We start from the raw sequence: 26,986 nt of genomic DNA on the forward strand, positions 1-26,986 counted from the left end.
GATTACTGTCCGCTCTGTTCGTCCACGACTACCTGGTACAGCGCCTCGTTGCTGCTGGCACTGCGCAGTTTGTCGCGTACTTCCTTGCGGTCGAGCATGCTGGCGATCTGCCGGAGCAGTTCCAGGTGCGCATCGGTGGCAGCCTGTGGGACCAGCAATACAAACAGCAGGTCTACTGGCGCGCCGTCGATGGCGTCGAAATCGATGGGTTTTTCCATGTGCAGCAGGGCGCTGACAGGGGATTCGCACCCTTGCAGGCGGCAGTGAGGGATAGCAATGCCGTTACCAAAACCGGTCGAGCCAAGTTTTTCACGGGCGATCAGCGACTCGTAGACAACTTGCTCATCCAGTTCAGGCACTTCGTGGCTGATCAGTCTGGCAATTTGTTCGAGGGCTTTCTTTTTACTGCCGCCCGGCACGTTCACAAGGGAACGGCCGGGGGTCAGGATGGTTTCAAGTCGAATCATGGGTGGGGAGTGTTAGCGGCCTGTGCCCTGGAGAAGGCTCTGCTGCTTTTCCTTATGCTTTTTAAGTTGGCGGTCAAGCTTGTCAGTCAAGGCATCGATGGATGCATACATGTCTTCATGCTCGGCGTTGGCGACTACTTCGCCACCGGGAATCTGTAGGGTCGCTTCGATTTTCTGCTGAAGCTTGTCGACTTTCATGATCACTTGCACATTGGTGATCTTGTCAAAATGACCCTCAAGCCGTTTCAGCTTCTGCTCGACGTATTCGCGCAGGGGAGGGGTGACTTCTACATGGTGTCCACTGATGTTGACTTGCATACAGCTTCTCCTTCGTTGCCAGTGCATAAAGCGGCAGGCCGGGGTGCCTGCCACTGGAACGCTATGGCCCGCCCGTCACATCAAACGCTTGCGCTCGCTGGAAGGCGCGATCCCAAGGGATTCGCGGTACTTGGCGACGGTTCGACGGGCGACCTGAATGCCTTGTGCCTCCAGTAAACCAGCGATCTTGCTGTCACTCAACGGCTTTTTCTGATTTTCCGCGGCAACCAGTTTTTTGATGATCGCGCGGATCGCCGTGGACGAGCATTCGCCGCCTTCGGAGGTACTGACATGGCTGGAGAAAAAGTATTTCAGCTCATATATGCCCCGAGGGGTGTGCATGAACTTTTGCGTGGTCACCCGAGAAATCGTCGACTCATGCATGCCAACCGCCTCGGCGATGTCATGCAGAACCAGCGGTTTCATTGCTTCATCGCCATATTCCAGAAAGCCGCGCTGATGCTCGACGATCTGGGTGGCGACTTTCATCAGGGTTTCGTTGCGGCTCTGCAGGCTCTTGATGAACCAGCGGGCTTCCTGCAGCTGGTTGCGCATGAAGGTATTGTCGGCGCTGGTGTCGGCACGGCGTACAAAGCCCGCGTACTGCGGGTTGACCCGCAGGCGTGGCACCGACTCCTGGTTCAGCTCCACCAGCCAGCGCTCGTTGTCCTTGCGCACGATCACATCGGGGACGACGTATTCGGCTTCGCTGGACTCGATTTGCGAGCCAGGGCGTGGGTTGAGGCTTTGAACCAGCTCGATGACCTGGCGCAGGTCGTCTTCCTTGAGCTTCATGCGGCGCATCAACTGGCTGTAGTCGCGGCTGCCCAGCAGGTCGATGTAGTCGGTGACCAAGCGTTGGGCTTCGGCGAGCCATGGTGTTTTGGCGGGCAGTTGGCGCAATTGCAGCAGCAGGCACTCGCTGAGGTTGCGGGCGCCAATGCCGGCGGGCTCGAACTGCTGGATGCGGTGCAGGACGGCTTCGATTTCGTCCAGCTCGATGTCCAGTTCCGGGTCGAAGGCTTCGAGGATTTCTTCGAGCGTCTCGTCCAGGTAGCCCTGGTTGTTGATGCAGTCGATCAGGGTCACGGCGATCAAGCGATCGGTGTCCGACATCGGTGCCAGGTTCAATTGCCACAGCAGGTGGCTCTGCAGGCTTTCGCCGGCGGAGGTACGGGTGGTGAAGTCCCACTCGTCATCGTCATTGCTGGGCAGGCTGCTGGCGCTGGTCTGGTAAACGTCTTCCCAGGCGGTATCGACAGGAAGCTCGTTGGGAATGCGTTCGTTCCATTCGCCTTCCTCAAGGTTGTCTACCGTTGGGGCAGATTCCTGATAGGAGGGTTCCTGTACGTCGGAATTGGGTTTTTGCTCGATGTTGTCGGCCAGCGGGTCTGCATTATCGAAGTCGTCGCCTTCTTCCTGGCGTTCGAGCATCGGATTGGACTCCAGGGCCTCCTGGATTTCCTGTTGCAGGTCCAGGGTCGACAATTGGAGCAGGCGGATGGCCTGTTGCAGCTGCGGTGTCATCGTCAGCTGCTGGCCCATTCTCAGGACTAGCGATGGTTTCATGGCAGGGGCTTAACACCTTATTCGCCGGCGCAATGCGCCATCCACGACAGGGCGCGTGAGCGCCAAACATAAGCAAATTATATGCCTGATGTCGGGGGCTTTGCCTAGAGCGCGGTAACAATAAAAATCCGGAGGTTTTCATTGACTCCCGCGCGCCTTGGCCAGCGGCCGTGACACCACGGTGTTTACAGGCGGAACTCGTGACCCAGGTACACTTCCTTGACCAGTTCGTTGGCCAGGATAGTGGCCGAATCACCTTCGGCGATCAGCTGACCATCGTTGACGATATAGGCGGTTTCGCAGATATCGAGGGTCTCACGCACGTTGTGGTCGGTGATCAGTACACCGATACCCTTGGCCTTGAGGTGATGGATAATCTGCTTGATGTCGCCAACCGAAATAGGGTCGACGCCGGCAAACGGTTCGTCCAGCAGGATGAACTTGGGCGCGGTGGCCAGGGCGCGGGCGATTTCCACGCGGCGACGCTCACCACCGGACAGGCTCATGCCGAGGTTGTCACGAATGTGGTTGATGTGGAATTCCTGCAGCAGGCTTTCCAGCTCTTTGCGACGGCCATCACGGTCGAGTTCCTTGCGGGTCTCGAGAATTGCCATGATGTTGTCGGCAACCGACAGTTTGCGGAAGATCGACGCTTCTTGCGGGAGATAGCCGATACCGGCGCGAGCACGACCGTGCATCGGCTGGTGGCTCACGTCCAGGTCGTCGATCAGTACACGACCCTGATCGGCCTGGACCAGGCCGACGATCATGTAGAAGCAAGTGGTCTTGCCGGCGCCGTTGGGGCCGAGCAAGCCGACGATCTGGCCGCTGTCGATCGACAGGCTGACGTCGCGCACGACCTGACGGCTTTTATAGGCCTTGGCCAGATGCTGGGCTTTCAGGGTTGCCATTACTCGGCCTTCTTCTTCGGCTGGATAACCATGTCGATGCGTGGGCGCGGTGCGGTGACCTTGCTGCCATTGGCACGACCGGCGTTAGCGATCTGTTTCACGGTGTCGTAGGTGATCTTTTCACCTTCCGTGGAGTTGCCGTCCGGGCTGAGTACCTTGGCCTGGTCGATCAGGACAATGCGGTTCTGCTGGGCGTGATACTGGATGGTCTTGCCGTAGCCCTTCATTGGGCCGGTATCGGTAGGTGACTGCTTCTGTTCGAAGTAAGCCAGGTTGCCCACCGAGGTCACCACGTCGATATCGCCCGACTGTGTGCGAGTCAGGGTGACCGTGTTGCCGGTGATCTTCATCGAGCCCTGGGTAATGATCACGCCGCCGGTATAAGTGGCAACGCCTTGCTTGTCATCCAGTTGCGCATCGTCAGCGGAGATGTGGATCGGCTGCTGGCTATCGTTCGGCAGAGCCCAGGCGCTCACGCTTCCCAGTGCTGCGCCCAGACCGAGCAAAATAGGGAGAGTTTTAACGAGCCTCATACTGTCCTCTTACGTTCGATAGCAGGTGTATCCTGCTTTCTTTCAAATACGCTTTCATTCCCTTGCCAGTCGATACACCGCCAGCGCCGTCGATTCTAACGTCTTGCTCGGTCTGCGCATATTGCTTCTGCGGGAATACGGTCATGCGAGTGGTGGTAATCACGGTGTTGCGGTTCTTGTCGTCAGTGCGCGCAACGCGTACGGAGTCGATCAGTTCCACTTCGGTGCCGTCCGGGTTGACCTCGCCACGCTTGCTGGTGACGTGCCACGGAAATTCCGTGCCGCGATAGATGTTCATGTCCGGGTTGGTCAGCAGGGTCACTTCGGTGGCCTTTACATGCTCGACCTTGTCCGACGTCATCTCGTACTGCAACTTGCCATCGGGCAGGAACTGCACGCTCTTGGCGTTGGTGGCGTAATAGTCGATAGCGCCCTCATCAACCTGCGCAGCAGGCTGGTCGAGAAAGCGCTCCGGGCTGATATTCCAGTAGCCCACCGCCAGGAACAGCGCGGCGATGACCCCCAATAGCAGGAAGTTGCGAATCTTTTTGCTCAGCATAAAACGCTCTATAAGTAGGCGGCGTGGGCCGCTTCAAGGCTGCCTTGGGCGCGCAGGATCAGTTCGCAGAACTCGCGGGCGGCACCTTCGCCGCCACGGGCGGTGGTAATGCCGTGGGCGTGCTCGCGAACAAACGCCGCCGCATTGGCAACGGCCATGCCCAGGCCCACTCGACGGATTACCGGCAAGTCGGGCAGGTCATCGCCCAAATAGGCGACCTGCTCATAGCTTAGGTTGAGTTGGCCAAGAAGCTCGTCCAGAACCACCAGTTTATCCTCGCGGCCCTGATACAGGTGAGGAATCCCAAGGTTTTGTGCGCGGCGTTCCACAACGGGGGTTTTTCTACCGCTGATAATGGCCGTTTGCACGCCCGCCGCCATCAGCATCTTGATGCCCTGGCCGTCGAGGGTGTTGAACGTCTTGAATTCACTGCCGTCTTCAAGGAAGTACAGGCGGCCATCGGTCAGCACGCCGTCTACATCGAAAATCGCCAACTTGATGTGCTTGCCGCGTTGCAACAGGTCGCTGGTCATTTACATCACTCCCGCACGCAGCAAGTCGTGCATGTTCAGCGCGCCAATCGGGTGGTCGTTGTTGTCGACCACCACCAGCGCGCCGATCTTGTGGTCTTCCATGATCTTCAATGCTTCGGCTGCCAGCATTTCAGGGCGTGCTGTCTTGCCATGGGGCGTCATCACCGCGTCGATGGTGGCGGTGTGGATATCAATGGTGCGGTCCAGCGTGCGACGCAGGTCGCCGTCGGTGAAAACCCCGGCCAGGGTGCCGTCGGCTTCCAGGATCACGGTCATGCCCAGGCCCTTGCGGGTCATTTCCATCAGCGCGTCCTTGAGCAGCGTGCCGCGCGGAACGTGGGGCAACTCATCGCCCGAATGCATGACGTTTTCCACTTTCAGCAACAGGCGACGGCCCAGGGCGCCACCTGGGTGGGAGAACGCGAAATCTTCAGCGGTAAAACCGCGGGCTTCCAGCAGCGCGACGGCCAAGGCGTCGCCCATGACCAGTGCGGCGGTGGTGGAAGAGGTTGGCGCCAAGTTCAGCGGGCAGGCTTCATGGGCCACATGAACATTGAGATTCACTTCGGCGGCCTTGGCCAGGGTCGACTCCGGATTGCCGGTCACGCTGATCATCTTGATGCCAAGGCGCTTGATCAGCGGCAGCAGGGTGACGATCTCGTTGGTGGTGCCCGAGTTGGACAGCGCCAGGATGATGTCATCCTTGGTGATCATGCCCATGTCGCCATGGCTGGCTTCGGCTGGATGCACGAAAAACGCGGTGGTACCGGTGCTGGCCAGGGTCGCGGCGATCTTGTTGCCGACGTGGCCTGACTTGCCCATGCCTACCACGACAACGCGGCCCTTGCTGGCCAGAATCATCTCGCAGGCGCGTACGAAATCTGCATCGATATGCGCCAGCAAGCCTTCGACGGCTTCAAGCTCAAGGCGGATCGTGCGTTGTGCGGATTGGATAAGGTCGCTGGATTGGCTCATGTCTGAAATCGTATAGCCTGACGAAAAGGCGGCGATTATAGCGGTAATGATCAAAACCCTCACGTAAGTTCGTCAGGAGTTATTCGGCAGGCCTGTGAGATTCCTTAGTCGGGAAACAAAGCCAGTAACATAGCCAGCAACGTTATTTCGCTGTCTCCGATCTGAACAAGCGCAGTTCCGGCCTTGGGCGCGTTGTACCAGCAGTGATATAGTTCGCCGCCAGTTCGGTCCGCCCAGCCCATGTGGCGATGTATCGCGCGGTAATTGCACAAGCATTGCAAACGTTTGTCGCAAGCGTGGTGTCTGAGTGAGAGGCTGCATCCCAAGGAGTTTAGATGAGTGCCGATAACGCCTACGCGGTCGAGCTGAAGGGACTGACCTTCAAGCGCGGGACGCGCAGCATCTTCAATAACGTCGATATTCGCATTCCCCGCGGCAAGGTCACGGGCATCATGGGGCCTTCCGGTTGCGGCAAGACCACGTTGTTGCGCCTGATGGGCATGCAATTGCGCCCCAGCGCCGGCGAAGTGTGGGTCAACGGCCAGAACCTGCCGACGCTGTCGCGCAGTGACCTGTTCGACGCGCGCAAGCACATGGGGGTGCTGTTCCAGAGCGGTGCCTTGTTTACCGATCTCGATGTTTTCGAGAATGTCGCCTTCCCGTTGCGGGTGCATACGCAGCTGCCTGACGAAATGATTCGTGACATTGTGTTGCTGAAACTGCAGGCCGTAGGCCTTCGCGGCGCCATCGACCTGATGCCCGACGAGCTTTCCGGTGGCATGAAGCGCCGCGTCGCCCTGGCCCGCGCCATTGCCCTCGACCCGCAGATCCTCATGTACGACGAGCCCTTCGTTGGCCAGGACCCTATCGCCATGGGCGTCCTCGTGCGGTTGATCCGCCTGCTCAACGATGCGTTGGGCATCACCAGCATCGTGGTTTCCCATGATCTTGCAGAAACCGCGAGCATTGCCGATTACCTTTATGTGGTTGGCGACGGCCAGGTACTGGGGCAGGGCACGCCTGAAGAGCTGATGAACGCCGATAACCCGCGCATTCGCCAATTCATGACGGGCGATCCGGATGGCCCTGTGCCGTTTCACTTTCCGGCAACGGATTACCGCTCAGATCTGCTGGGGAAGCGTTGATGCGCAAGACATCTATCATCGAGAAGGTTCGCCTTTTCGGTCGCTCGGGCATCGACATTGTCGAGGTGCTGGGCCGTTCGACGATTTTCCTGTTCCACGCCTTGCTCGGTCGTGGCGGCATCGGCGGTGGCTTTGGCTTGCTGGTCAAGCAGTTGCATGCCGTGGGCGTGATGTCCCTGGTGATCATCGTGGTCTCCGGGGTGTTCATCGGCATGGTGCTGGCGTTGCAGGGCTTTAATATCCTCTCCAGCTACGGTTCGGAGCAGGCGGTGGGGCAGATGGTCGCCCTGACGCTGCTGCGTGAGTTGGGGCCGGTGGTGACCGCCTTGCTGTTTGCGGGGCGTGCGGGCTCTGCGTTGACCGCCGAAATCGGCAACATGAAGTCCACCGAACAGCTGTCCAGCCTGGAAATGATCGGCGTGGACCCGCTCAAGTACATTGTTGCCCCGCGTCTGTGGGCCGGCTTTATTTCCCTGCCACTGCTGGCGATGATCTTCAGCGTGGTGGGTATCTGGGGCGGTTCCTGGGTGGCGGTGGACTGGCTGGGCGTCTACGACGGCTCCTACTGGGCCAACATGCAAAACAGCGTGACCTTCAATGGTGACGTGCTCAACGGCATCATTAAGAGCATCGTCTTCGCCTTTGTAGTGACCTGGATCGCCGTATTCCAAGGCTACGACTGTGAGCCCACCTCAGAAGGGATCAGTCGCGCCACCACCAAGACCGTTGTGTACGCCTCGCTGGCGGTACTGGGCCTTGACTTCATTTTGACCGCCTTGATGTTTGGAGATTTCTGATGCAAAACCGCACTGTGGAAATCGGTGTCGGCCTTTTCTTGCTGGCTGGCATCCTGGCTTTACTGTTGCTGGCCCTGCGAGTCAGCGGCCTTTCGGCCAGCCCCACCGCCGATACTTATAAACTTTACGCGTACTTCGACAATATCGCCGGTTTGACTGTCAGAGCTAAAGTGACCATGGCCGGTGTGACCATCGGCAAGGTCACGGCAATCGATCTGGATCGCGACAGCTTCACCGGTCGAGTGACGATGCAACTGGACAAGAAGGTAGATAATCTGCCGACCGACTCCACGGCATCTATCCTCACTGCGGGTCTGCTGGGCGAGAAGTACATCGGTGTCAGCGTGGGTGGGGAAACAGCCCTGCTCAAGGATGGCTCGACCATCCACGACACGCAGTCGTCGCTGGTGCTTGAGGACCTGATCGGAAAATTTTTGCTCAATACGGTCAATAAAGACGCCAAATGAGGAATCTGTTCATGATCTCTACCTTGCGACGTGGCCTGCTGGTGCTGCTTGCAGCGTTGCCGCTGATGGCCAACGCGGCAGGTTCTGCGCACGATCTGGTGCAGGATACGACCAACAAGATGTTGGCTGACCTGACGGCGAACAAAGAACAGTACAAGCAAGACCCCAGCAAATTCTACGATGCCCTGAACAGCATTGTCGGCCCGGTGGTCGATGCCGAAGGCATTTCGCGCAGCATCATGACGGTCAAATATTCGCGCAAGGCGACGCCTGCGCAAATGCAGACCTTCCAGGAAAACTTCAAGAAAGGCCTGTTCCAGTTCTACGGCAACGCGCTGCTTGAGTACAACAATCAGGGCATTACCGTAGCGCCAGCTGGCGATGAGTCGGGCGACCGCACCAGCGTCAACATGAGCGTCAAGGGCAATAACGGCGCTGTGTACCCTGTGCAGTACACACTGGAGAAGATCAACGGCGAGTGGAAGCTGCGCAACGTGATCATCAACGGCATCAATATCGGCAAACTGTTCCGTGACCAGTTCGCCGACGCCATGCAGCGCAATGGCAACGACCTGGACAAGACCATCAATGGTTGGGCCGGTGAAGTCGCCAAGGCCAAGGAAGAAACCGACAAAGCTGCCGGGAAGCCGGCGCAATGACCGAGTCGGCTGTTCGTCTGGGCGATGCTGGCCAGTTGTATATCAGCGGCGTACTCGATTACCGCAGCGGGCCCGGCTTGCGCAAGCATGGCCAGGCCCTGATCAAGTCCAGCGCCGCGCCGGAGCTGGTGCTCGACTGCTCGGCGGTGACCAAGTCCAGCAGCGTCGGTTTGTCGTTGCTGTTGTGCTTCATACGCGATGCCGAGGCGGCCAAAAAAACGGTCAGCATTCGCGCGTTGCCCGAAGACATGCGTGAAATTGCCGAAGTTTCCGGTCTGACCGAGCTGTTGGCGCATCCTTAATACACATTATTGAAGAAGCCCCCCGTCAGAGTCCTGCTATGCGGGGTTCGCAGGCGCGGGGCTTTTTTGTATGATGTGCGACCCGTGCGCACTGGGCGCCGATAGAGGTTGAGCATGCAGGCCCTAGAAGTTAAGAGCTTCCTTGAAGGAAAGCTGCCGGATACTGAAGTTGCAGTTGAAGGCGAAGGCTGCAATTTCCAGCTGAATGTGATTAGCGATGAACTGGCGGCATTGAGCCCGGTCAAGCGTCAACAGCAGATCTATGCCCATTTGAACCCGTGGATCACCGATGGCAGCATCCACGCGGTCACTATGAAATTTTTCAGCCGCGCGGCCTGGGCCGAGCGCACCTGAGCCCCCAAGGCGTCGAGATTCTTATGGATAAATTGATTATTACCGGCGGTGCCCGCCTTGATGGCGAGATTCGCATCTCCGGTGCAAAAAACTCCGCCTTGCCGATCCTGGCAGCGACCCTGCTGTGCGATGGCCCGGTTACCGTGGCCAACCTGCCGCACCTGCACGACATCACCACCATGATCGAGCTGTTCGGTCGCATGGGCATTGAGCCGGTGATCGACGAGAAACTGGCCGTCGAAATCGACCCGCGCACCATCAAGACCCTGATTGCCCCGTACGAGCTGGTGAAAACCATGCGTGCGTCGATCCTGGTGCTGGGCCCGATGGTTGCCCGTTTCGGCGAAGCCGAAGTGGCACTGCCTGGCGGTTGCGCCATTGGTTCGCGTCCGGTAGACCTGCACATCCGTGGCCTCGAAGCCATGGGCGCAGTCATCGACGTCGAAGGCGGCTACATCAAGGCCAAGGCGCCGGAAGGCGGCCTGCGTGGCGCGAACTTCTTCTTCGATACCGTCAGCGTGACCGGTACCGAGAACATCATGATGGCCGCTGCCCTGGCCAAAGGCCGCAGCGTGCTGCAGAACGCCGCGCGCGAGCCGGAAGTGGTCGACCTGGCCAACTTCCTGAACGCCATGGGCGCCAAGGTTTCCGGCGCCGGCACCGACACCATCACCATTGACGGTGTTGAGCGCCTGCACACGGCAACCTACAAGGTGATGCCCGACCGTATCGAGACCGGCACCTACCTGGTTGCCGCTGCCGTGACCGGCGGTCGCGTCAAGGTCAAGGACACCGATCCGACCATCCTGGAAGCCGTCCTCGAAAAACTGCGCGAGGCGGGTGCCGAAATCACCACCGGCGAAGACTGGATCGAGCTGAACATGCACGGCAAGCGTCCTAAAGCCGTGAACGTGCGTACCGCGCCGTACCCGGCGTTCCCGACCGACATGCAAGCGCAGTTCATCTCCCTGAACGCCATTGCCGAAGGCACCGGTGCCGTGATCGAAACCATCTTCGAAAACCGCTTCATGCATGTGTACGAACTGCACCGCATGGGCGCGAAGATCCAGGTTGAAGGCAATACCGCCATTGTTACCGGCACCGAGAAACTCAAGGGCGCGCCAGTGATGGCTACCGACCTGCGGGCTTCGGCCAGCCTGGTGATCTCGGCGCTGATCGCCGAAGGCGACACCCTGATCGACCGCATCTACCACATTGACCGTGGCTACGAGTGCATCGAAGAAAAACTGCAGATGCTCGGCGCCAAAATCCGCCGCGTACCGGGCTAGTCCGGTCGCGCTGTAGGAGCGAGCTTGCTCGCGAAAAACGTCAACGATAACGTGTTCATCCAGAATTAACGCGGTATCCATGAGTTCTTCGCGAGCAAGCTCGCTCCTGCAAACACTGAGTTGTTTAAAATCGAGGCTGTCATGGCCTCGATCTGTGTCTGGCGCCGTTTGCGACCGGACAGCAATAGCCTGATGAAGGACTGACGTTTCCCATGTTGACCATCGCACTGTCCAAGGGCCGCATCCTTGACGACACTTTGCCGCTTCTGGCTGAAGCAGGCATCGTGCCGACCGAGAATCCGGACAAGAGCCGCAAGCTGATCATCCCCACGACCCAGGACGACGTTCGCCTGTTGATCGTGCGGGCTACCGACGTGCCAACCTACGTTGAGCATGGCGCGGCCGACCTGGGTGTCGCCGGTAAAGACGTGCTGATGGAATACGGCGGCCAGGGCCTGTACGAGCCTTTGGACCTGCGTATCGCCCTGTGCAAACTGATGACCGCCGGCCGTGTCGGTGATGTCGAGCCTAAAGGCCGCCTGCGGGTTGCCACCAAGTTCGTCAACGTTGCCAAGCGTTACTACGCCGAGCAAGGCCGTCAGGTCGATATCATCAAGCTCTACGGCTCGATGGAGCTGGCGCCGCTGATCGGCCTGGCCGACAAGATCATCGACGTGGTCGACACCGGCAACACCCTGCGTGCCAACGGCCTTGAGCCGCAAGAATTCATTGCCGACATCAGCTCCCGCCTGATCGTCAACAAGGCCTCGATGAAGATGCAGCACGCCCGTATCCAGGCGTTGATCGACACCCTGCGCACGGCAGTGGAGTCGCGACACCGCGGTTGACCTACCTGCGTAGCTGAAAAGCTGCGCCCGTCTATCCGCCTCATAGCCAGAATTCTCAGGTGCCCAAGCGGAAACGACTGCTAGTTTAGGGCGCCTGAGTTTTTGCCATTTCTATTGAGGCCCTCGCTATGACCACGTCCACTGCAATTGCCCGACTCAACGCTGCCGACCCGGATTTCGCCCATCATCTGGATCATCTGCTGAGCTGGGAAAGCGTGTCCGACGAGTCGGTCAACGGGCGAGTACTCGACATCATCAAGGCTGTGCGCGAACGCGGTGATGCGGCGCTGGTGGATTTCACCCGTCAGTTCGATGGCCTGGACGTGGCGTCCATGGCCGACCTGATCCTGCCTCGCGAACGCCTGGAACTGGCCCTGACGCGCATCACCGCGCCCCAGCGCGAAGCTCTGGAAGTGGCGGCGGCGCGGGTGCGCAGCTACCACGAAAAACAGAAACAGGACTCTTGGAGCTACACCGAGGCCGACGGCACGGTGCTGGGCCAGAAGGTCACGCCGCTGGACCGCGCCGGCCTGTACGTGCCGGGCGGTAAAGCCTCTTACCCATCCTCGGTGTTGATGAACGCCATTCCCGCCAAAGTGGCCGGCGTGACCGAAGTGGTCATGGTGGTGCCAACGCCACGCGGTGAAATCAACGAACTGGTGCTGGCCGCTGCCTGCATCGCGGGTGTGGACCGCGTGTTCACCATCGGCGGCGCCCAGGCGGTTGCCGCGCTCGCCTACGGCACCGAAAGCGTGCCGAAAGTGGACAAAGTGGTCGGCCCCGGCAACATCTACGTCGCCACTGCCAAGCGCCACGTGTTTGGCCAGGTCGGTATCGACATGATCGCCGGCCCTTCGGAAATCCTCGTGGTGTGCGACGGCCAGACCGACCCGGACTGGATCGCCATGGACCTGTTCTCCCAGGCCGAACACGATGAGGATGCCCAAGCGATCCTGGTCAGCCCCGACGCCGAGTTCCTCGACAAGGTCGCCGCCAGCATCGACAAGCTGCTGCCGACCATGGACCGCGCCGAGATCATCGAGAAGTCGATCAATGGCCGTGGCGCACTGATCCTGGTGAGCGACATGGAGCAGGCCATTGAAGTGGCCAACCGTATTGCGCCGGAGCACTTGGAGCTGTCCGTTGCCGACCCTCAGGCTTGGCTGCCATCGATTCGCCACGCCGGTGCGATCTTCATGGGCCGCCACACCAGCGAAGCCCTGGGCGACTACTGCGCCGGCCCCAACCACGTGCTGCCGACCTCCGGCACGGCACGTTTCTCGTCGCCGCTGGGGGTGTATGACTTCCAGAAGCGTTCGTCGATCATCTTTTGCTCCCCGCAGGGCGCCTCCGAGCTGGGCAAGACCGCCTCGGTACTGGCCCGTGGTGAGTCGCTGAGTGCCCACGCGCGCAGCGCCGAATATCGCATCGTCAAGGGAGAGTGAGGCATGAGCAAATTCTGGAGCCCCTTCGTCAAGGACCTCGTGCCTTACGTGCCGGGTGAACAACCGAAGCTGACCAAGCTGGTCAAGCTCAACACCAACGAAAACCCCTACGGCCCATCGCCCAAGGCCTTGGCCGCGATGCAAGCCGAGTTGAACGACAACCTGCGCCTGTACCCAGACCCCAACAGCGACCTGCTCAAGCAGGCCGTGGCCAAGTACTACGGGATCGACGCTGGCAAAGTGTTCCTCGGCAACGGTTCCGACGAAGTGCTTGCGCACATCTTCCACGGCCTGTTCCAGCACGACTTGCCGCTGCTGTTCCCGGACATCAGCTACAGCTTCTACCCGGTGTACTGCGGCCTGTACGGCATCAAGTCCGACCCGGTGCCGCTGGACGAGCAATTCCAGATCCGCGTCGCGGACTACGCCAGGCCCAATGGCGGCATCATCTTCCCCAACCCGAACGCGCCGACCGGTTGCGTGCTAGCACTGGACGCGGTGGAGCAGATCCTCAAGGCCAGCCCGGATTCGGTGGTGGTGGTCGATGAGGCCTATATCGACTTCGGTGGCGAAACCGCCATCAGCCTGGTGGATCGCTACCCGAACCTGCTGGTCACCCAGACCCTGTCCAAATCGCGCTCACTGGCCGGTTTGCGTGTAGGCCTGGCCGTGGGCCACCCGGACCTGATCGAGGCGCTGGAGCGGGTCAAGAACAGCTTCAACTCCTACCCGCTGGATCGCCTGGCGATTGTCGGCGCGGCGGCGGCGTTCGAGGACCGTGAGTATTTCGAGAAGACCTGCCAGCTGGTGATCGACAGCCGCAACAAGGTAGTCGCGCAGTTGGAAGGTAAAGGCTTTGAAGTGTTGCCATCGGCGGCCAACTTCATCTTTGCTCGTCACCCCAAGCACGACGCTGCCGGCCTGGCGGCCAAGTTGCGTGAGCAGGGTGTGATCGTGCGGCACTTCAAGCAGGAGCGGATTGCCCAGTTCCTGCGGATCAGCATCGGTACGCCGGAGCAGAACCAGGCGCTGATTGATGGGCTTGGCGAGCTTTAACAGGCGCTGAAATCAAATGTGGGAGGGGGCTTGCTCCCGATGACGGTGTATCAGTCAAACATGTTTTGACTGACACTCCGCCATCGGGAGCAAGCCCCCTCCCACATGGGTACTACAGTGCTGGTTAGATCAGTGGCTCATCCGGCTTCTTGTTCTTCCAGCCATCATTGCCCGGTAGCAGCAGGTTCAAACCAATCGCTACCACCGCACACAGGGCGATGCCCTTGAGGCCGAAGTCATCCGGGCCGGTGCCCGTGCCGACCAGCACACCGCCAATCCCAAACACCAACGTCACCGACACGATCACCAGGTTGCGGGCTTCGCCCAGGTCGATCTTGTGGCGGATCAGCGTGTTCATCCCCACTGCAGCGATCGAGCCGAACAGCAGGCACAGAATCCCGCCCATTACCGGCACCGGGATGCTTTGCAGCAACGCGCCGAACTTGCCGATAAACGCCAGGCTGATGGCAAACACCGCCGCCCAGGTCATGATCTTCGGGTTGTAGTTCTTGGTCAGCATCACCGCGCCCGTCACTTCGGCGTAGGTGGTATTTGGCGGGCCACCAAACAGGCCGGCGGCCGTGGTGGCAATGCCGTCACCCAATAGGGTGCGGTGCAGGCCGGGCTTCTTCAGGTAGTCGCGACCGGTCACGCTGCCCACCGCAATCACACCACCGATGTGTTCAATCGCCGGGGCCAGGGCTACCGGGACGATAAACAGGATCGCCTGCCAGTTGAACTCCGGCGCGGTGAAGTGGGGCAGGGCGAACCACGGTGCGGCGGCGATTTTGGCGGTGTCGACCACGCCAAAGTAGAACGACATGGCAAAGCCCACCAGCACGCCGGAGATAATCGGCACCAGGCGGAAAATGCCCTTGCCGAACACCGCCACGATCAAGGTAGTGAGCAGCGCCGGCATCGAGATCATCATTGCCGTTTGGTAATGGATCAGCTCGGCGCCATCGCCGGATTTACCCATGGCCATATTGGCCGCAATCGGCGCCATGGCCAGGCCAATGGAGATAATCACCGGGCCGATCACCACCGGCGGCAGCAGCCGGTCGATAAAACCGGTGCCCTTGATCTTCACGGCAGCGCCCAGGAAGGTGTAGACGAAACCGGCTGCCATCACCCCACCCATGGTCGCCGCCAGGCCGAATTGCTGCTTGGCGAGAATGATCGGGGTGATGAAGGCAAAGCTCGATGCCAGGAAAACCGGCACCTGCCGCCCTGTCACTACCTGGAACAACAACGTGCCCAGGCCAGCGGTGAACAGGGCGACGTTTGGATCAAGACCTGTGATCAGTGGCATCAACACCAGCGCGCCAAATGCTACGAAGAGCATTTGTGCGCCAGACAGGATCTGGCGCCAAAGCGGGTCGTTGAATTCATCCTGCATGCTCAAGCGTCCTTCTGCTTGGTGCCGAAGATCTTGTCACCGGCATCGCCCAGGCCTGGGATGATGTAGCCGTGTTCGTTCAGGCGCTCATCGATGGACGCCGTGTAGATCTGCACGTCCGGGTGGGCTTTCTCGACAGCGGCGATGCCTTCTGGCGCAGCCACCAGCACCATGGCGCGGATGTCTTTGCAGCCGGCTTTTTTCAGCAGGTCGATAGTGGCAACCATCGAGCTGCCGGTGGCCAGCATCGGGTCGATGATCATCGCCAGGCGTTCGTCGATTTCCGGGACGAGTTTTTCCAGGTAGGTGTGGGCCTGCAAGGTTTCTTCGTTGCGGGCAACGCCCACGGCGCTGACCTTGGCGCCTGGGATCAGGCTGAGTACGCCTTCAAGCATGCCGATACCGGCGCGCAGAATCGGCACGACAGTGATTTTCTTACCGGCGATTTTTTCCACTTGTACGGGACCGGCCCAACCGGGGATCTCGTAGTTCTCCAGGGGCAAATCCTTGGTGGCTTCGTAAGTGAGCAGCGCTCCGACTTCCTGAGCAAGCTCACGGAAATTCTTGGTGCTGATGTCGGCACGGCGCATAAGGCCGAGTTTGTGTCGGATCAGCGGGTGGCGGATCTCGCGAGTGGGCATGGGAAAGGCTCCGGCGGCGGGCAAAAAAACCGGCCTAGATTAATCTATCCGAGGGTGTTGTCCTATAGACATCTAGCACGTTAGTCCATAAAGGCTTGCTCGGAGCGCACGAGAAGCGTACCTTCGCCCGCTTTTCTTGCCACAGCACCCCCTTGGAGAGCGCCATGTCCGCTGATCTCGAGCATATCCGTCAAATCATGCGCGAGGCTGACTGCCTGTACACCGAAGCGCAAGTCGAAGAAGCGATCGCCAAGGTCGGCGCACACATCACCCGCGAAATGGCCGACACCAACCCGGTGGTTTTCTGTGTGATGAACGGCGGCCTGATCTTCGCCGGCAAATTGCTGACGCACCTGCAATTCCCGCTGGAAGCGTCCTACCTGCACGCCACCCGTTATCGCAACGAAACCAGCGGCGGCGACCTGTTCTGGAAAGCCAAGCCGGAAGTCTCGTTCATCGACCGCGACGTGCTGATCATCGACGACATCCTCGATGAAGGTCACACCCTGGGCGCCATCATCGATTTCTGCAAACACGCCGGCGCGCGCAAAGTGCACACCGCCGTGTTGATCGACAAAGACCACGACCGCAAGGCCCGTCCTGAGCTGAAAGCCGATTTCGTCGGCCTGCCATGTGTGGACCGCTATATCTTCGGCTACGGCATGGACTACAAAGGCTACTGGCGCAATGCCAATGGGATTTACGCCGTCAAAGGCATGTAAACGCCCAGGATCCAGGCGCAGGGTCGGCATGCTAGAGTGCTTGGCCTTGCGTCTGGAGCCTGTCATGAGCTTGTTGATCCGCACTTGCGCCGTCCTGGCGCTGACCCTCAGTTTGCCCCTGGCTGCAGCCCCCCTGCACAGCCAATTTCTGCCCCCAGATGACCTGACCCTGCGCGCCGAAACCCCGGAGCAGCAACAACTGCTACAAGTCACCGAGTACGCGGTGGTGGTGGGTAACCAGCGTCAATCCAATCAGCAGCCTATTCCGATGACATCGCCGTTGATGATCCGCCTCAAGGGCAAGTCCCTGAATAAAGGCGCGACGATCAATCAGGTGGTGCTCAACTTCGACGCCGAGAGCAAAAGCCTGAAAAAGCCGGTGTATGACGACAAGAGCAAAACCCTGACCTTGTCTTACCCGGTAGCCCAATATCGCGTGATCGTCGATCTGTTGCGCAATGACACGCTGTATGTGCAGTTCCTCAGCTATGCCAACGGCCATATCTGGGCGGATCTGCATACCGGTGCCGTGCGTACCAAATAGCCAGACCACCGAAGATCCAATGTGGGAGGGGCGGTGCGACGATTCGACTTGCTCCCGATAGCAGTGTGTCAGCCCCAGTATCGTTGACTGACCCACCGCTTTCGCGAGCAAGCCCGCTGCCACATTGGTCCTCCAGCGCTTTCGAAGGCGGCGTCTCGCAGGTAGACTTCAACCCCCGTGTAAATGTCTGCAGGCTGGAGTCGGTAATGCGTAAAGATAAGAAACAGGTGATTGGTGACGAGATCGGCGACGACCAGATCAAGTTGTTCCTGGACTTCGAGCCGGTTGACGCGACTTCCCCGTCCCTGCACAAACTGATCAAGGCCTACCGTGGCCTGCGTATCGATGACTTCGAGCGTTTCCTGGGCTTTTTCAAGGAAGCGGGCCTGGACCTTGACGGCAAGGACGAGCATGGCCAGACCTTCGTCGACCTGATCAAGGACCAGCGCAACGCGGACGAGTACGTCCAACTGATCGAAAACGCTCGCGGCTGATTATCCAGCACAAAAAAACGCCCCGTCCTCATGCAGAGGGCGGGGCGTTTTTGCTTTTCTGTAGGAACGAGCTTGCTCGCGAAGAACCTGAGAGCGCCGCGTTATTCCATATGCGCGGCGTTATCGTTGACGTTTTTCGCGAGCGAGCTCGCTCCTACAGGCTCAACCAGCTCCAGGCTGATGTTGTTTTGCGTATTGATCTTGCGATATAGCTCGGCATCGGTTTCCAGAACCTTTTCCCGTGCCGGGAAAATCTCGTGCAGCTTGGCAGCCCACTCACCGGCGGCTTTCTGCGGGAAGCACTTCTCGATCAGTTCCAGCATGATCGAAACCGTCACCGAGGCACCCGGGGACGCGCCCAGCAGCGCCGCCAGCGAGCCGTCCTTGGCCGCGACCAGCTCGGTGCCAAATTGCAGCACGCCGCCTTTCTTCGGGTCTTTCTTGATGATCTGCACCCGTTGGCCGGCCACTTCCAGGCGCCAGTCTTCGGCTTTGGCCTCCGGGTAGAAGCGACGCAGGGACTCAAGACGCTGCTCCATGGACTGGCGAACTTCGCTGACCAGGTACTTGGTGAGGTCCATGTTGTCACGGGCCACGGCCAGCATCGGGCCGATGTTGCCGGCGCGGATCGACATGGGCAGGTCGAGGAACGAACCGTGCTTGAGGAACTTGGTGGTAAAACCGGCGTACGGCCCGAACAGCAGGGATTTCTTGCCATCCACGACGCGGGTGTCCAGGTGTGGCACGGACATCGGTGGCGAGCCCACGGCGGCCTGGCTGTAGACCTTGGCCTGGTGGTGTTTGACCACTTCCGGGTTGTCGCAACGCAGCCACTGGCCGCTGACCGGGAAGCCGCCGAAGCCTTTGCTTTCTTCGATGCCCGAGGCTTGCAGCAGCGGCAAGGCCGCGCCACCAGCGCCGAGGAAGACGAACTTGGCATCCACTTCACGGCTGTTGCCGCTGTTGACGTCCTTGATGCTCACGGTCCAGCCGTCGCCGTTGCGCTTGAGGCCGGTGACGCGCTTGCTGTACTTGACCAGGGCATCCGGCGAGCTGGTCAGGTGACCCAGCAGCTGGTTGGTCAGGGCGCCGAAGTTGACGTCGGTACCGTTGAGCACGCGAGTGGCGGCGATTTTTTCGTCGAGCGGGCGGCCCGGCATCATCAGCGGCATCCACTCGGCCATCTGGTTGCGGTCTTCGGTGTAGTGCATATCCGAAAACGCGTGGTGCTGGCTCAGGGTTTCAAAGCGCTTCTTGAGGTAGGACACGCCTTTTTCGCCCTGCACGAAGCTCAGGTGCGGTACCGGGCTGATAAAGGACTTGGACGAGCCAAAGGTGCCTTTTTTGGTCAGGTATGCCCAAAACTGCTTCGACACCTCGAACTGGGTGTTGATGTGCACGGCTTTCTTGATGTCGATGGAGCCATCGGCGGCCTGGGGCGTGTAGTTCAGCTCACACAGCCCGGCGTGGCCGGTACCGGCGTTGTTCCACGGGTTGGAACTTTCCGCGGCACCCGAATCCATCAGCTCAACGACTTCCAGCTTGAGGCCGGGGTCGAGCTCTTTAAGCAGCACGGCCAGGGTGGCACTCATGATGCCGGCCCCTACCAGTACTACGTCGACTGCTTCGTTATGCGCCATTTAACGCGTCTCCAAAATCTGCAGCACCAAATTGACGGCATGGCTGCCAGGAGTGACGGGGCGGTTCACGTATTGCCCCAGGTTACCCATGGCCAGGATCGCCATGTCCGTTTCGCAATTCTTTGCAACTTCAGCACACGCTTCCTGCCGGGCTAATCTGCCTATGAACGCATTCATAGGCGCCTGTGGCAATTCGACTTATGGTCAAAGCGTGCGATTCGTGCAACCAATCCGTAGCGGACAGGCTCAAGCTCCGGTTTTTAAGGCGTGCTCGGTCCTGTGTGGTGGGGCTGTTAAAGACGCTGGTGGTGCTTGTACAAACGCCAAACTATTCATTTGCTCGCCACACTCTTGTGAAGTTGTGAAAACCCGTTTTTTTCACGCTCTTTTGAAGACGTGAACCTCAAAAAAGGGCTGCCCCAGCCTGGCACCTGGCCCGGATACCTTGCCGACACGCGGCAAAACGGGCAAACAACTCAAGTGGCCGAGCGCAATGGCAGCTCTGGCAGATTCGGCAAAGGCGGGTGGTTTGCAAAGGAAACAGCAAGCGCGCCAGCTTCACTCGATCTGTGTGGGCGGCTCTCTGTGGGCGTTTGGGGGGTTAATACCGAGGCATTAACGATGCTGCGGGGCCCGATCAGGAGACGTCCTTATAATCGGGGGGAGATTGTAGCGAAGAACGCCAAGGAAATGGGCGTGTTTTATGACTTTTATTAGGTGTTCGGTCAGGCGGCCAACGGCTGGTGGCGGGGCGACCGCACGGGGCGTGGGCTGACACGGGCATGGGCCGGCAGGGGACGGTGCATCCAGCTCAGGCGGGCTTCTACGATTTCCACCCAGCCAGCACCCATGGGAGGCTCGCTGCACTCCTTGAACGCCTGGCAGCGGCCTTGAGCGTCCAGCAGGGCGTAGTGGCGCAGTGCGGGCTTGCGGGTAAACAGTGACCAGAGAAAATGCATGGCAATCAACCTCCTTCAGATTGAGGCCAAGCATGCCTTGGCGGGATGACGTGCCGATGTACTCGTTGTGACATCTGGGTGACATCGAACCCCTGTGGCCCCCGCAGGTCCTAGCTTGTAAGTGACGCTGGTTCCCGGCAATGGCGCCCCGCTATACTGCCGGCCTGTCGGTACCTGAATCCTGGAGAGAAGCGCATGTTGCAACGCCTGTTGTTCGGTTTGATCACTGTGACCAGCTTGACCCTGGTTGGCTGCGCCAACAGCCCGCAACAACTGAGCCCGGAACCAAAACTCACCACCCAGTTGGCGCCGGTAGGTCATGGCCAGCCGGTATCGGTGCGTGTGGTTGACGGTCGTCCGTCGCCGACCCTGGGTTCCCGTGGTGGCCTGTACCCGGAGACCGCGCTGGTGTCGGTGAACGCGCAAGACGTACTGCCCAAGCTGCAAGCCCAGGCCGAAGCTGCCGTGCGCTTGCTGGGCTTCACCCCGGCCAACTCCCCTGGTGCGCCGCAGTTGACCATCACCCTGGCTGAATTGAAGTACCAGTCGCCTAAAGACGGCCTGTATGTGACCGAAGCGTCCATCGGCGCGACCTTCAAGTCCGACGTGACCGCCGGTACTCGTCGCTACAGCGGCCGCTACGGGGCATCGCTCAATCAGCGCTTCGGCATGTCGCCAAACCAGGAAACCAACACCAAGCTGGTCAGCGACGTGTTGAGCGACGCCTTGACCCGCCTGTTCAAAGACCCAAGCATCGGCTCGTTGCTCAGCTCGCAATAACCGATCCTTAAAAAACCGGGCCCAGCTATGGGCCCGGTTTTTTTTCGCCTCCAGTTTTACGCGGCGCTGTCGATACAGAAGTCCAGCATGCTCACCCCGGTCATCAGATCGGCCTCCGGCAGGTCTGCATGCTGGTGCCCACCCAGGGCGCAATACACCAGCCAGTGGCGGTCCTGGACGTTGAATGCCAGGCCACCGACCAGCGCCTCCTGCTCATCGCTTTGGGCTATCAGATACAGCCGATCCTGGTTGTGCGCGTGCAGCATGACAAGCTCCTGAGCGTTCGAAGGGCAACAGAGTGGCTTGTTAAGGTGACGTTCAGGTGACGCCGTAAATTACTGGATACATTGATCGTTCATGGGGGAGGGAGCGTTTGCGGCGCTGGAGGCCACTCTCGTTCAGGTTTGTATCTGAACTGATACCCAGGCACTGTTTTACCGAGGTTTTTGATGGCGCTGCATGCACTATTGATCAATGTTGTTGCGTTGGCCGTGGCTTTTCCGGGCGCGGCGTTGCTGTTCATCACACGCCTGCGCGAACAGCGGGCGATGGCCGAACTGACCGCGCAAAGCGAAAACCGCCCCATTGACCAGCCGATGCTGTTTCTGGATGTGCGCACCGAGCGGGCGCATCGTTTGGCTTACCGGATTGGGTTTGCCTGCCTGGGTCTGGCACTGCTGACCTCCTGGATCAGCACTCACTTCTAAGCACACCACAAAACAAATGTGGGAGCGGGCTTGCTCGCGAATGCGGTGGGCCAGCCAACATCTCTGTGTCTGACATACCGCCTTCGCGAGCAAGACCGCTCCCACACAAGCCCGCTCCCACATTTTTTGCTTCAGTGTTTACAGCGGGATGCCAGCCTTGACGCGATACTGGTTACGCACCGGCGTCGCATACTGCACCACCAAAAACGGTCGGTGCTCGGCCGGGCACTCATTCAAGCGCCGCTCCCACTCCGCCTTCGCCTTGGCCAGTTCATCGGCCGGGAACACCTCGGCCGCCTTGGGCACCTGCAACTGCGGGTCGGCATCGCTCCACTGGGCATACGCCAGGTAGTGCACCGGGAACAACCGATAACCGCCCAGAATCTGGCGGTCCATTTCCACGGCCAGCAGCTTGGTGTCTTCGAAACGCTCGGTGATCGGTGGCGCGAAGTTGATGTGCACCCGACCCTTGTAGCCGGTAATGCCCAGGGCGATGCTTACGTCATCCTCGCCCGGCGCTTTGCTGTAGGTGCCGGTGGTGGCGCGGATGTACAGCTCGCGGGCCTTGGCGGTGTCGCACGGGTCGTACTCGTAGCTGATGGACACCGGCGTCAGGTTCAGCGACTGGATCACTTCGGCGAACGGCTCGTCCTTGCGGCTGACGTGGAACATCTTGAGGATCGCCGATTCGGTGCGGTCATCCCCATCCTTGGCGCGGCCTTCGGCCTGGGCGATCCAGATCGATTCGCAGTCGTTGCGGATCGAATGGTTGATGTAGGCCGACAGCAGGTTGAACGCTGCCATCTTCTCCTTTCGCCCGGTGATCGAGCGGTGCACGATAAAGCTCTTGTTCAGGCGCATCAGGTCGCTGACAAACGGCTTTTGCAGCAGGTTGTCGCCGATGGCGATGCGCGGCGTCGGCAGGCCGGCGTGGTACACGGCGTAGTTGACGAAGGCCGGGTCCATCACGATGTCGCGGTGGTTGGCCAGAAACAGGTAGGCGGTGCCGGACTTGAGTTGCTCGACGCCGGTGTAGGTCACGCCGTCGGTCGCGCGGTCGATGGTGTGGTCGACGTAATACTCGACTTTGTCCTGCAGCGTGGCCACGGTGGTGACGCCGGCAAATTCACGGCGTAGCTTGCGGGCGATCATCGGCTTGAGCAGCCAGCCCAGGGCGCCAGCGAAGCGCGGGAAGCGGAAGTGGGTCAGGATGTCCAGAAAGGCCTTGTCACTGAACAGCCGGTCCAGCACTGCCGGGACTTCGCTGTCGTTGTAAGGTCGGATGGTATCGAATTGGCCCATCATGCTCTCTTGTTAGAAACGGCTAGGGTAAGTAAAGGAAACATCAGGGTGCGGCCCGAGTAATGGGCTCGGCCGGAAATAGCCCTGTAAATAGACCGGCGATTATACGCACAAGTCACCTTGGAGGCTGCGATGCTGGAAACCGCGACGTACGATTGTCCTTATTGTGGTGAAGAGGTTGAGACAACGGTGGATTTGTCCGGTGGTGACCAAACCTATATAGAAGACTGCCAGGTCTGTTGCCGCCCGATCGTTTTCGATCTACAGGTCCATGGTGAAGAGTGGATGCTTGAAACCCGCAGTGAAAACGACTGACAGGTACACCCATGCAGCGAATCTACGAACCTGAAAACCTGATGGAAGGCGAGCTGCTGCAGCAAATGCTCGCCAGCGAGGGTATCGAGGCGCACCTGGTGGGGCGCCATTTGCTCGGTGGCACCGGCGAGCTGCCTATCTTTGGCCTGTTGGGCCTTGAGGTCGACAATGACCGCGCCTTGGATGCCCGCGAGCTGATCACCGCCTATATCGGCGCGCAGCCCTTGCCCGGCGATGAACCCGACAGCTTCCCCGACGTGCTGGTCTGTTAGGCTGTCGGTCGGTTTACCCCAAGAGTCGTGTTGCCCCATGTGTGGACGTTATGCCCTGTTTCGCTGGAACCCCACGTTTGCTGCCTTGCCGGGCTTTCCGGCCGACCAGCAGGCCCAGTGGAACATCTCCCCGAATGATTCGGTGCTGATCCAGCGCGCCACCGACGGCCAGCGCACCCTGGCCCGCGCCCGCTGGGGCCTGACGCCGCCGTGGCTGACCGATCTGTCCCGCACCCCCGCCCATGCCCGTGCCGAAACCCTGGCCGAACAGCCGATGTTCCGCGAAGCCTTCCGCCAGCGGCGCTGCCTGCTGCCGGCCAATGGGTTCTATGAGTGGCGCGGCACCCAACGCAAACGCCCGTACTGGCTGACGCCGGGGGAGGGTTCCACGTTGTTTTTTGCGGCGATCTGGGAGGCGTACCCGGTGCAGGAACAGGTGTGGCTGAGCACGGCGGTGGTCACCCAGGCTGCGCAGAGCCAGCGCAGGCCGTTGATTCTGGATGCGGCGGGGCAGGCGGCCTGGTTGGATCCTGACACGCCGATACACGTGTTGCAGGGCCTGCTGGCCAGTGAGCCCGTCGCGTTGCGCGAGCGGGTGTTGGCCAATATGGTCAATGATCCGAAGCTCAATGGGCCGGAGTGTCTGACACCGGCTTGAGTTGTTTATTGCCTGTTCCAGCCTCTTCGCGAGCAAGCCCGCTCCCACCTTTTGACCGCGTTCTTCTGTTGGAACTCGATCAACTGTGGGAGCGGGCTTGCTCGCGAAGGCGGCCTTAAAGCCACCCCCAATCCTAAACCTTGAACTGATTGACCAACCGCCGCTGCTGCTCCGCCAGTTGGGTCAAATCCGCACTGGCCGCACTGGATTCATCCGCACCGCCCGCCACTTCATTGGCCACCTGGCCGATATTGATCACATTGCGGTTGATGTCCTCGGCCACCGCGCTTTGCTCCTCGGCTGCGCTGGCGATCTGGGTGTTCATGTCGTTGATCACCGACACCGCCTGGGTGATGGTCTCCAGTGCTTCTGCTGCCTTAGCCGCGTGGTGCACACTTTCGTCGGTGCGGTTCTGGCTGTCTTCCATCACCCGCACCACATCCCGCGTGCCTTGTTGCAGTTGCTGGATCATGGTCTGGATTTCTTCGGTGGCCTTCTGGGTCTTTTGCGCCAGGTTGCGCACCTCGTCCGCCACCACGGCAAAACCACGGCCTTGCTCGCCTGCCCGGGCCGCTTCGATGGCCGCATTGAGGGCAAGTAGATTGGTTTGCTCGGCGATGCCGCGAATGGCGATCAGGATGGCGTTGATGTTCTCGCTGTCCTTGGCCAGGGTTTGCACCACCCCCACGGCCTTGCCGATTTCTACGGCCAGCGCGCCGATTGAGCTGGAGGTGTCGCGCACAATGCGCATGCCCTGGCTCGCCGCCTGGTCGGCATGGCTGGCGGCTTGGGCGGCCTGCGTGGCGTTACGGGCCACGTCTTGCGCAGTGGCCGTCATCTCATGCACAGCGGTGGCGACCTGGTCGATCTCCACCATCTGTTTGTGCACGCCCCGGTTGGTGCGCGTGGCGATATCAGCGGTGTGCTCCGACGAGTCGCTGACCTTCTGCACCGAGCTCACCACCTGGGTGATCATGCCCTGCAACTTGATCAGGAAGGTGTTGAAGCCGCTGGCGATAGCGCCCAGTTCGTCGGCGCGATCACTGGTCAGGCGCCGTGTCAGGTCACCTTCACCCTGGGCGATGTCATTGAGCATGGCCACCATTTGCTTAAGCGGGCGGGCGATGCCGTGGCCTACCAGCCAGATCACCAACAGGCCGATGCCGGCTATCAGCAGGCCGACCAGGGACATGCCGACAATGTCCGCGTTGCGCTGAGCTTGCAGGTCGTTTTGCAGGCTGTGCAGGTCGGCCATCACCACGCTCAGGGGCAGTTGCAGTATAAGGGTCCAGCGCGCGTCGGCCTCACCGATGTTGAACGGCAGCAACAGCCTGATGCGCCCTTGCTGGGGGTCGATGGCATAACGCACTTCGCCTGCCTTGAGTTGGCCCAGGTCGATGGCGTCGAACACGGTATTGGCTTTTTCGCCGAGCTTGGCGGGGTCTCTGGTGTAGGCCACCAGGCCTCCGTTGGTTGAAACCAGCGCCAGCTCACCGGCGCCGCCGTAGAGCTGCTGGTTGGCGGTGGTGAGCATGTCCTGGATGAAGTTCACCGCCAGGTCGACCCCGACGATGCCCTGGAAACTGCCGTCGACCATGATCGGTTCGACGAACTGGGCCAGTAGCACCATGCTGCCGCCGATTTTGTAAGGGGCCGGGTCGATGGCGCAGGACTTTTTACTCTCCTTGGGGCACAGGTAGTACTCACTGGCGCGTACGCCGGTGGGCAGGATGGTCTGGTTGTCGACGAAACCGAGCTTGTCCAGGCCCAGGCTGCCATCGGCATTGCGGTACCACCAGGGCAGGTAGCGGCCGTCAGCGCGCGTGCCTGTTGGCGGGTTGTTGGTGTAGGACGCGTCGTCGTGATCAATGGCATTGGGTTCCCAGCCGATATAGGCGCCGAGAAACTTGGGGTTGCGCACCATGGTTTCGCGCAGCAGGTTGATCATCTGATCGCGGCTGACCTGCAACGCTGGCTGGCCCTTGGCGTCTTTCATCGCCAGCAGGGCGTTAGTGGTGGCCACGGCTTTGGCGGCCAGCAATGGTGCTTCCAGTTCACGCTGGATTCGGGTGGCTTGGGTTTGCGCCAGGGCGGTGAGGCGTTGCTCGATCACCTGCTCGACTTGCACCTGGGTGCGCTCTTGCACCATGCGCTGGGTGCGGTCACCGGCAAACAGGGCATAGAGCACCAGCGCCGCAACGACACTGAGGACGATGGCCCCGGCGAGTGCCGCGACAGAAAACTGAATCGACTTGAATTTCATGAACGCTCCAGGCGCTAGGGAGTTTGGCTGCTGGTGCGTATCGGCCATCTTTGTGACAGGCAT

At 60.0% G+C, this 26,986-nt stretch carries 33 protein-coding genes and 1 pseudogene; 18 read left to right on the top strand and 16 right to left on the bottom strand.

Annotated features, from left to right (window positions below; genetic code table 11):
* Window positions 1–2: 2 nt before the first annotated feature.
* The 8 genes from ptsN to DYL59_RS00720 all read right to left on the bottom strand — a co-directional run bounded on the left by ptsN (window position 3) and on the right by DYL59_RS00720 (window position 5,865).
* On the bottom strand, window positions 3–467 hold the full coding sequence (ptsN, locus tag DYL59_RS00685; RefSeq protein WP_135287427.1) for a PTS IIA-like nitrogen regulatory protein PtsN: 465 nt from the start codon (window positions 465–467) through the stop codon (window positions 3–5).
* A 12-nt stretch (window positions 468–479) separates the two neighbouring features.
* Window positions 480–785, bottom strand: coding sequence for a ribosome hibernation-promoting factor, HPF/YfiA family (gene hpf / locus DYL59_RS00690; protein WP_017138237.1), 306 nt, complete (start codon window positions 783–785; stop codon window positions 480–482).
* A 75-nt stretch (window positions 786–860) separates the two neighbouring features.
* A complete protein-coding gene (locus tag DYL59_RS00695; RefSeq protein ID WP_135287428.1) occupies window positions 861–2,354 on the bottom strand; it encodes an RNA polymerase factor sigma-54 in 1,494 nt (497 codons plus the stop codon).
* Window positions 2,355–2,539: 185 nt separating this feature from the next.
* Window positions 2,540–3,265 (bottom strand): LPS export ABC transporter ATP-binding protein, encoded by a 726-nt coding sequence (gene lptB / locus DYL59_RS00700; RefSeq protein ID WP_003171806.1) that lies wholly within the window; start codon window positions 3,263–3,265, stop codon window positions 2,540–2,542.
* On the bottom strand, window positions 3,265–3,798 hold the full coding sequence (lptA, locus tag DYL59_RS00705; RefSeq protein ID WP_135287429.1) for a lipopolysaccharide transport periplasmic protein LptA: 534 nt from the start codon (window positions 3,796–3,798) through the stop codon (window positions 3,265–3,267). Before lptA ends, lptB begins: the two co-directional genes overlap by 1 nt.
* Entirely contained in the window at window positions 3,785–4,357 is a 573-nt protein-coding gene (lptC, locus tag DYL59_RS00710) for an LPS export ABC transporter periplasmic protein LptC (RefSeq protein ID WP_135287430.1), read from the bottom strand. Before lptC ends, lptA begins: the two co-directional genes overlap by 14 nt.
* An 8-nt stretch (window positions 4,358–4,365) precedes the next feature.
* A complete protein-coding gene (locus DYL59_RS00715) occupies window positions 4,366–4,890 on the bottom strand; it encodes a KdsC family phosphatase (protein WP_017738753.1) in 525 nt (174 codons plus the stop codon).
* Window positions 4,891–5,865: a KpsF/GutQ family sugar-phosphate isomerase gene (locus tag DYL59_RS00720; RefSeq protein ID WP_135287431.1), complete on the bottom strand. Its 975-nt coding sequence runs from the start codon at window positions 5,863–5,865 to the stop codon at window positions 4,891–4,893.
* Between the two features lie 335 nt (window positions 5,866–6,200).
* On the opposite strand from DYL59_RS00720, the gene DYL59_RS00725 reads away from it, so the two are divergent.
* From DYL59_RS00725 to hisC, 10 genes are all read left to right on the top strand, one after another.
* The gene (locus tag DYL59_RS00725) at window positions 6,201–7,010 is read left to right on the top strand and encodes an ATP-binding cassette domain-containing protein (protein WP_135287432.1); all 810 of its coding nucleotides are present in this window, start codon (window positions 6,201–6,203) and stop codon (window positions 7,008–7,010) included.
* A complete protein-coding gene (gene mlaE, locus DYL59_RS00730) occupies window positions 7,010–7,807 on the top strand; it encodes a lipid asymmetry maintenance ABC transporter permease subunit MlaE (protein ID WP_135287433.1) in 798 nt (265 codons plus the stop codon). Before DYL59_RS00725 ends, mlaE begins: the two co-directional genes overlap by 1 nt.
* Window positions 7,807–8,274, top strand: coding sequence for an outer membrane lipid asymmetry maintenance protein MlaD (gene mlaD, locus DYL59_RS00735; protein WP_003171814.1), 468 nt, complete (start codon window positions 7,807–7,809; stop codon window positions 8,272–8,274). The genes mlaE and mlaD overlap by 1 nt, the downstream gene beginning before the upstream one ends.
* An 11-nt stretch (window positions 8,275–8,285) precedes the next feature.
* Complete coding sequence (locus DYL59_RS00740; protein WP_135287434.1) at window positions 8,286–8,933, top strand: MlaC/ttg2D family ABC transporter substrate-binding protein; 648 nt, start codon at window positions 8,286–8,288, stop codon at window positions 8,931–8,933.
* On the top strand, window positions 8,930–9,235 hold the full coding sequence (locus DYL59_RS00745) for an STAS domain-containing protein (protein ID WP_135287435.1): 306 nt from the start codon (window positions 8,930–8,932) through the stop codon (window positions 9,233–9,235). Before DYL59_RS00740 ends, DYL59_RS00745 begins: the two co-directional genes overlap by 4 nt.
* A 114-nt stretch (window positions 9,236–9,349) precedes the next feature.
* Window positions 9,350–9,589 (top strand): BolA family protein, encoded by a 240-nt coding sequence (locus DYL59_RS00750; protein WP_105520873.1) that lies wholly within the window; start codon window positions 9,350–9,352, stop codon window positions 9,587–9,589.
* 23 nt (window positions 9,590–9,612) lie between these two features.
* Window positions 9,613–10,878, top strand: a complete 1,266-nt coding sequence (gene murA, locus DYL59_RS00755; protein WP_010213103.1) for a UDP-N-acetylglucosamine 1-carboxyvinyltransferase — start codon at window positions 9,613–9,615, stop codon at window positions 10,876–10,878.
* 212 nt (window positions 10,879–11,090) lie between these two features.
* On the top strand, window positions 11,091–11,726 hold the full coding sequence (hisG, locus tag DYL59_RS00760; protein WP_071494135.1) for an ATP phosphoribosyltransferase: 636 nt from the start codon (window positions 11,091–11,093) through the stop codon (window positions 11,724–11,726).
* Window positions 11,727–11,854: 128 nt separating this feature from the next.
* Window positions 11,855–13,171: a histidinol dehydrogenase gene (hisD, locus tag DYL59_RS00765; protein WP_135287436.1), complete on the top strand. Its 1,317-nt coding sequence runs from the start codon at window positions 11,855–11,857 to the stop codon at window positions 13,169–13,171.
* 3 nt (window positions 13,172–13,174) lie between these two features.
* Window positions 13,175–14,227: a histidinol-phosphate transaminase gene (gene hisC / locus DYL59_RS00770; protein WP_135287437.1), complete on the top strand. Its 1,053-nt coding sequence runs from the start codon at window positions 13,175–13,177 to the stop codon at window positions 14,225–14,227.
* Between the two features lie 124 nt (window positions 14,228–14,351).
* Here hisC and DYL59_RS00775 read toward each other — a convergent pair whose 3' ends face one another.
* Both DYL59_RS00775 and upp read right to left on the bottom strand, forming a co-directional pair.
* Window positions 14,352–15,626 carry a uracil-xanthine permease family protein gene (locus tag DYL59_RS00775; protein WP_135287438.1) on the bottom strand — a complete coding sequence of 425 codons (1,275 nt, stop codon included), beginning with the start codon at window positions 15,624–15,626 and terminating at the stop codon, window positions 14,352–14,354.
* A 2-nt stretch (window positions 15,627–15,628) separates the two neighbouring features.
* The gene (gene upp, locus DYL59_RS00780; RefSeq protein WP_135287439.1) at window positions 15,629–16,267 is read right to left on the bottom strand and encodes a uracil phosphoribosyltransferase; all 639 of its coding nucleotides are present in this window, start codon (window positions 16,265–16,267) and stop codon (window positions 15,629–15,631) included.
* 164 nt (window positions 16,268–16,431) lie between these two features.
* On the opposite strand from upp, the gene DYL59_RS00785 reads away from it, so the two are divergent.
* The 3 genes from DYL59_RS00785 (at window position 16,432) to DYL59_RS00795 (ending at window position 18,027) form a co-directional block, all read left to right on the top strand.
* On the top strand, window positions 16,432–16,989 hold the full coding sequence (locus DYL59_RS00785) for a hypoxanthine-guanine phosphoribosyltransferase (protein WP_135287440.1): 558 nt from the start codon (window positions 16,432–16,434) through the stop codon (window positions 16,987–16,989).
* 64 nt (window positions 16,990–17,053) lie between these two features.
* Window positions 17,054–17,533, top strand: coding sequence for a hypothetical protein (locus DYL59_RS00790; protein ID WP_135287441.1), 480 nt, complete (start codon window positions 17,054–17,056; stop codon window positions 17,531–17,533).
* 206 nt (window positions 17,534–17,739) lie between these two features.
* Entirely contained in the window at window positions 17,740–18,027 is a 288-nt protein-coding gene (locus DYL59_RS00795; protein WP_135287442.1) for a PA4642 family protein, read from the top strand.
* Between the two features lie 101 nt (window positions 18,028–18,128).
* On the opposite strand, the gene mqo is transcribed toward DYL59_RS00795, so the two are convergent.
* A complete protein-coding gene (gene mqo / locus DYL59_RS00800) occupies window positions 18,129–19,667 on the bottom strand; it encodes a malate dehydrogenase (quinone) (protein ID WP_135287443.1) in 1,539 nt (512 codons plus the stop codon).
* Between the two features lie 725 nt (window positions 19,668–20,392).
* Window positions 20,393–20,626, bottom strand: coding sequence for a hypothetical protein (locus DYL59_RS00805; protein WP_135287444.1), 234 nt, complete (start codon window positions 20,624–20,626; stop codon window positions 20,393–20,395).
* 195 nt (window positions 20,627–20,821) lie between these two features.
* Between DYL59_RS00805 and DYL59_RS00810 the strand changes: the two genes are divergently transcribed.
* Window positions 20,822–21,406, top strand: a complete 585-nt coding sequence (locus DYL59_RS00810; protein ID WP_122487557.1) for a YajG family lipoprotein — start codon at window positions 20,822–20,824, stop codon at window positions 21,404–21,406.
* A 56-nt stretch (window positions 21,407–21,462) separates the two neighbouring features.
* Here DYL59_RS00810 and DYL59_RS00815 read toward each other — a convergent pair whose 3' ends face one another.
* Window positions 21,463–21,672 carry a hypothetical protein gene (locus DYL59_RS00815; RefSeq protein WP_135287445.1) on the bottom strand — a complete coding sequence of 70 codons (210 nt, stop codon included), beginning with the start codon at window positions 21,670–21,672 and terminating at the stop codon, window positions 21,463–21,465.
* A gap of 183 nt (window positions 21,673–21,855) precedes the next feature.
* On the opposite strand from DYL59_RS00815, the gene DYL59_RS00820 reads away from it, so the two are divergent.
* A complete protein-coding gene (locus DYL59_RS00820; RefSeq protein WP_135287446.1) occupies window positions 21,856–22,113 on the top strand; it encodes a hypothetical protein in 258 nt (85 codons plus the stop codon).
* Window positions 22,114–22,251: 138 nt separating this feature from the next.
* On the opposite strand, the gene DYL59_RS00825 is transcribed toward DYL59_RS00820, so the two are convergent.
* Window positions 22,252–23,415: a 1-acyl-sn-glycerol-3-phosphate acyltransferase gene (locus tag DYL59_RS00825; protein ID WP_193557523.1), complete on the bottom strand. Its 1,164-nt coding sequence runs from the start codon at window positions 23,413–23,415 to the stop codon at window positions 22,252–22,254.
* 132 nt (window positions 23,416–23,547) lie between these two features.
* On the opposite strand from DYL59_RS00825, the gene DYL59_RS00830 reads away from it, so the two are divergent.
* Genes DYL59_RS00830 through DYL59_RS00840 form a run of 3 tightly spaced genes read left to right on the top strand, consistent with a single transcriptional unit; the run spans window position 23,548 to window position 24,660 of the window.
* Complete coding sequence (locus tag DYL59_RS00830; protein ID WP_135287448.1) at window positions 23,548–23,730, top strand: CPXCG motif-containing cysteine-rich protein; 183 nt, start codon at window positions 23,548–23,550, stop codon at window positions 23,728–23,730.
* A gap of 11 nt (window positions 23,731–23,741) precedes the next feature.
* Entirely contained in the window at window positions 23,742–24,002 is a 261-nt protein-coding gene (locus DYL59_RS00835; protein ID WP_034095939.1) for a putative signal transducing protein, read from the top strand.
* A gap of 37 nt (window positions 24,003–24,039) precedes the next feature.
* Window positions 24,040–24,660 (top strand): SOS response-associated peptidase, encoded by a 621-nt coding sequence (locus DYL59_RS00840; RefSeq protein WP_135287449.1) that lies wholly within the window; start codon window positions 24,040–24,042, stop codon window positions 24,658–24,660.
* A 133-nt stretch (window positions 24,661–24,793) separates the two neighbouring features.
* Here DYL59_RS00840 and DYL59_RS31950 read toward each other — a convergent pair whose 3' ends face one another.
* On the bottom strand, window positions 24,794–25,636 hold the full coding sequence (locus DYL59_RS31950) for a methyl-accepting chemotaxis protein (RefSeq protein ID WP_420359257.1): 843 nt from the start codon (window positions 25,634–25,636) through the stop codon (window positions 24,794–24,796).
* Window positions 25,637–25,651: 15 nt separating this feature from the next.
* Window positions 25,652–26,986 (bottom strand): annotated as a pseudogene (locus DYL59_RS31955) (methyl-accepting chemotaxis protein); the annotation flags it as partial.

The organism is Pseudomonas kairouanensis, from assembly GCF_004682055.1.
GTDB lineage: Bacteria > Pseudomonadota > Gammaproteobacteria > Pseudomonadales > Pseudomonadaceae > Aquipseudomonas > Aquipseudomonas kairouanensis.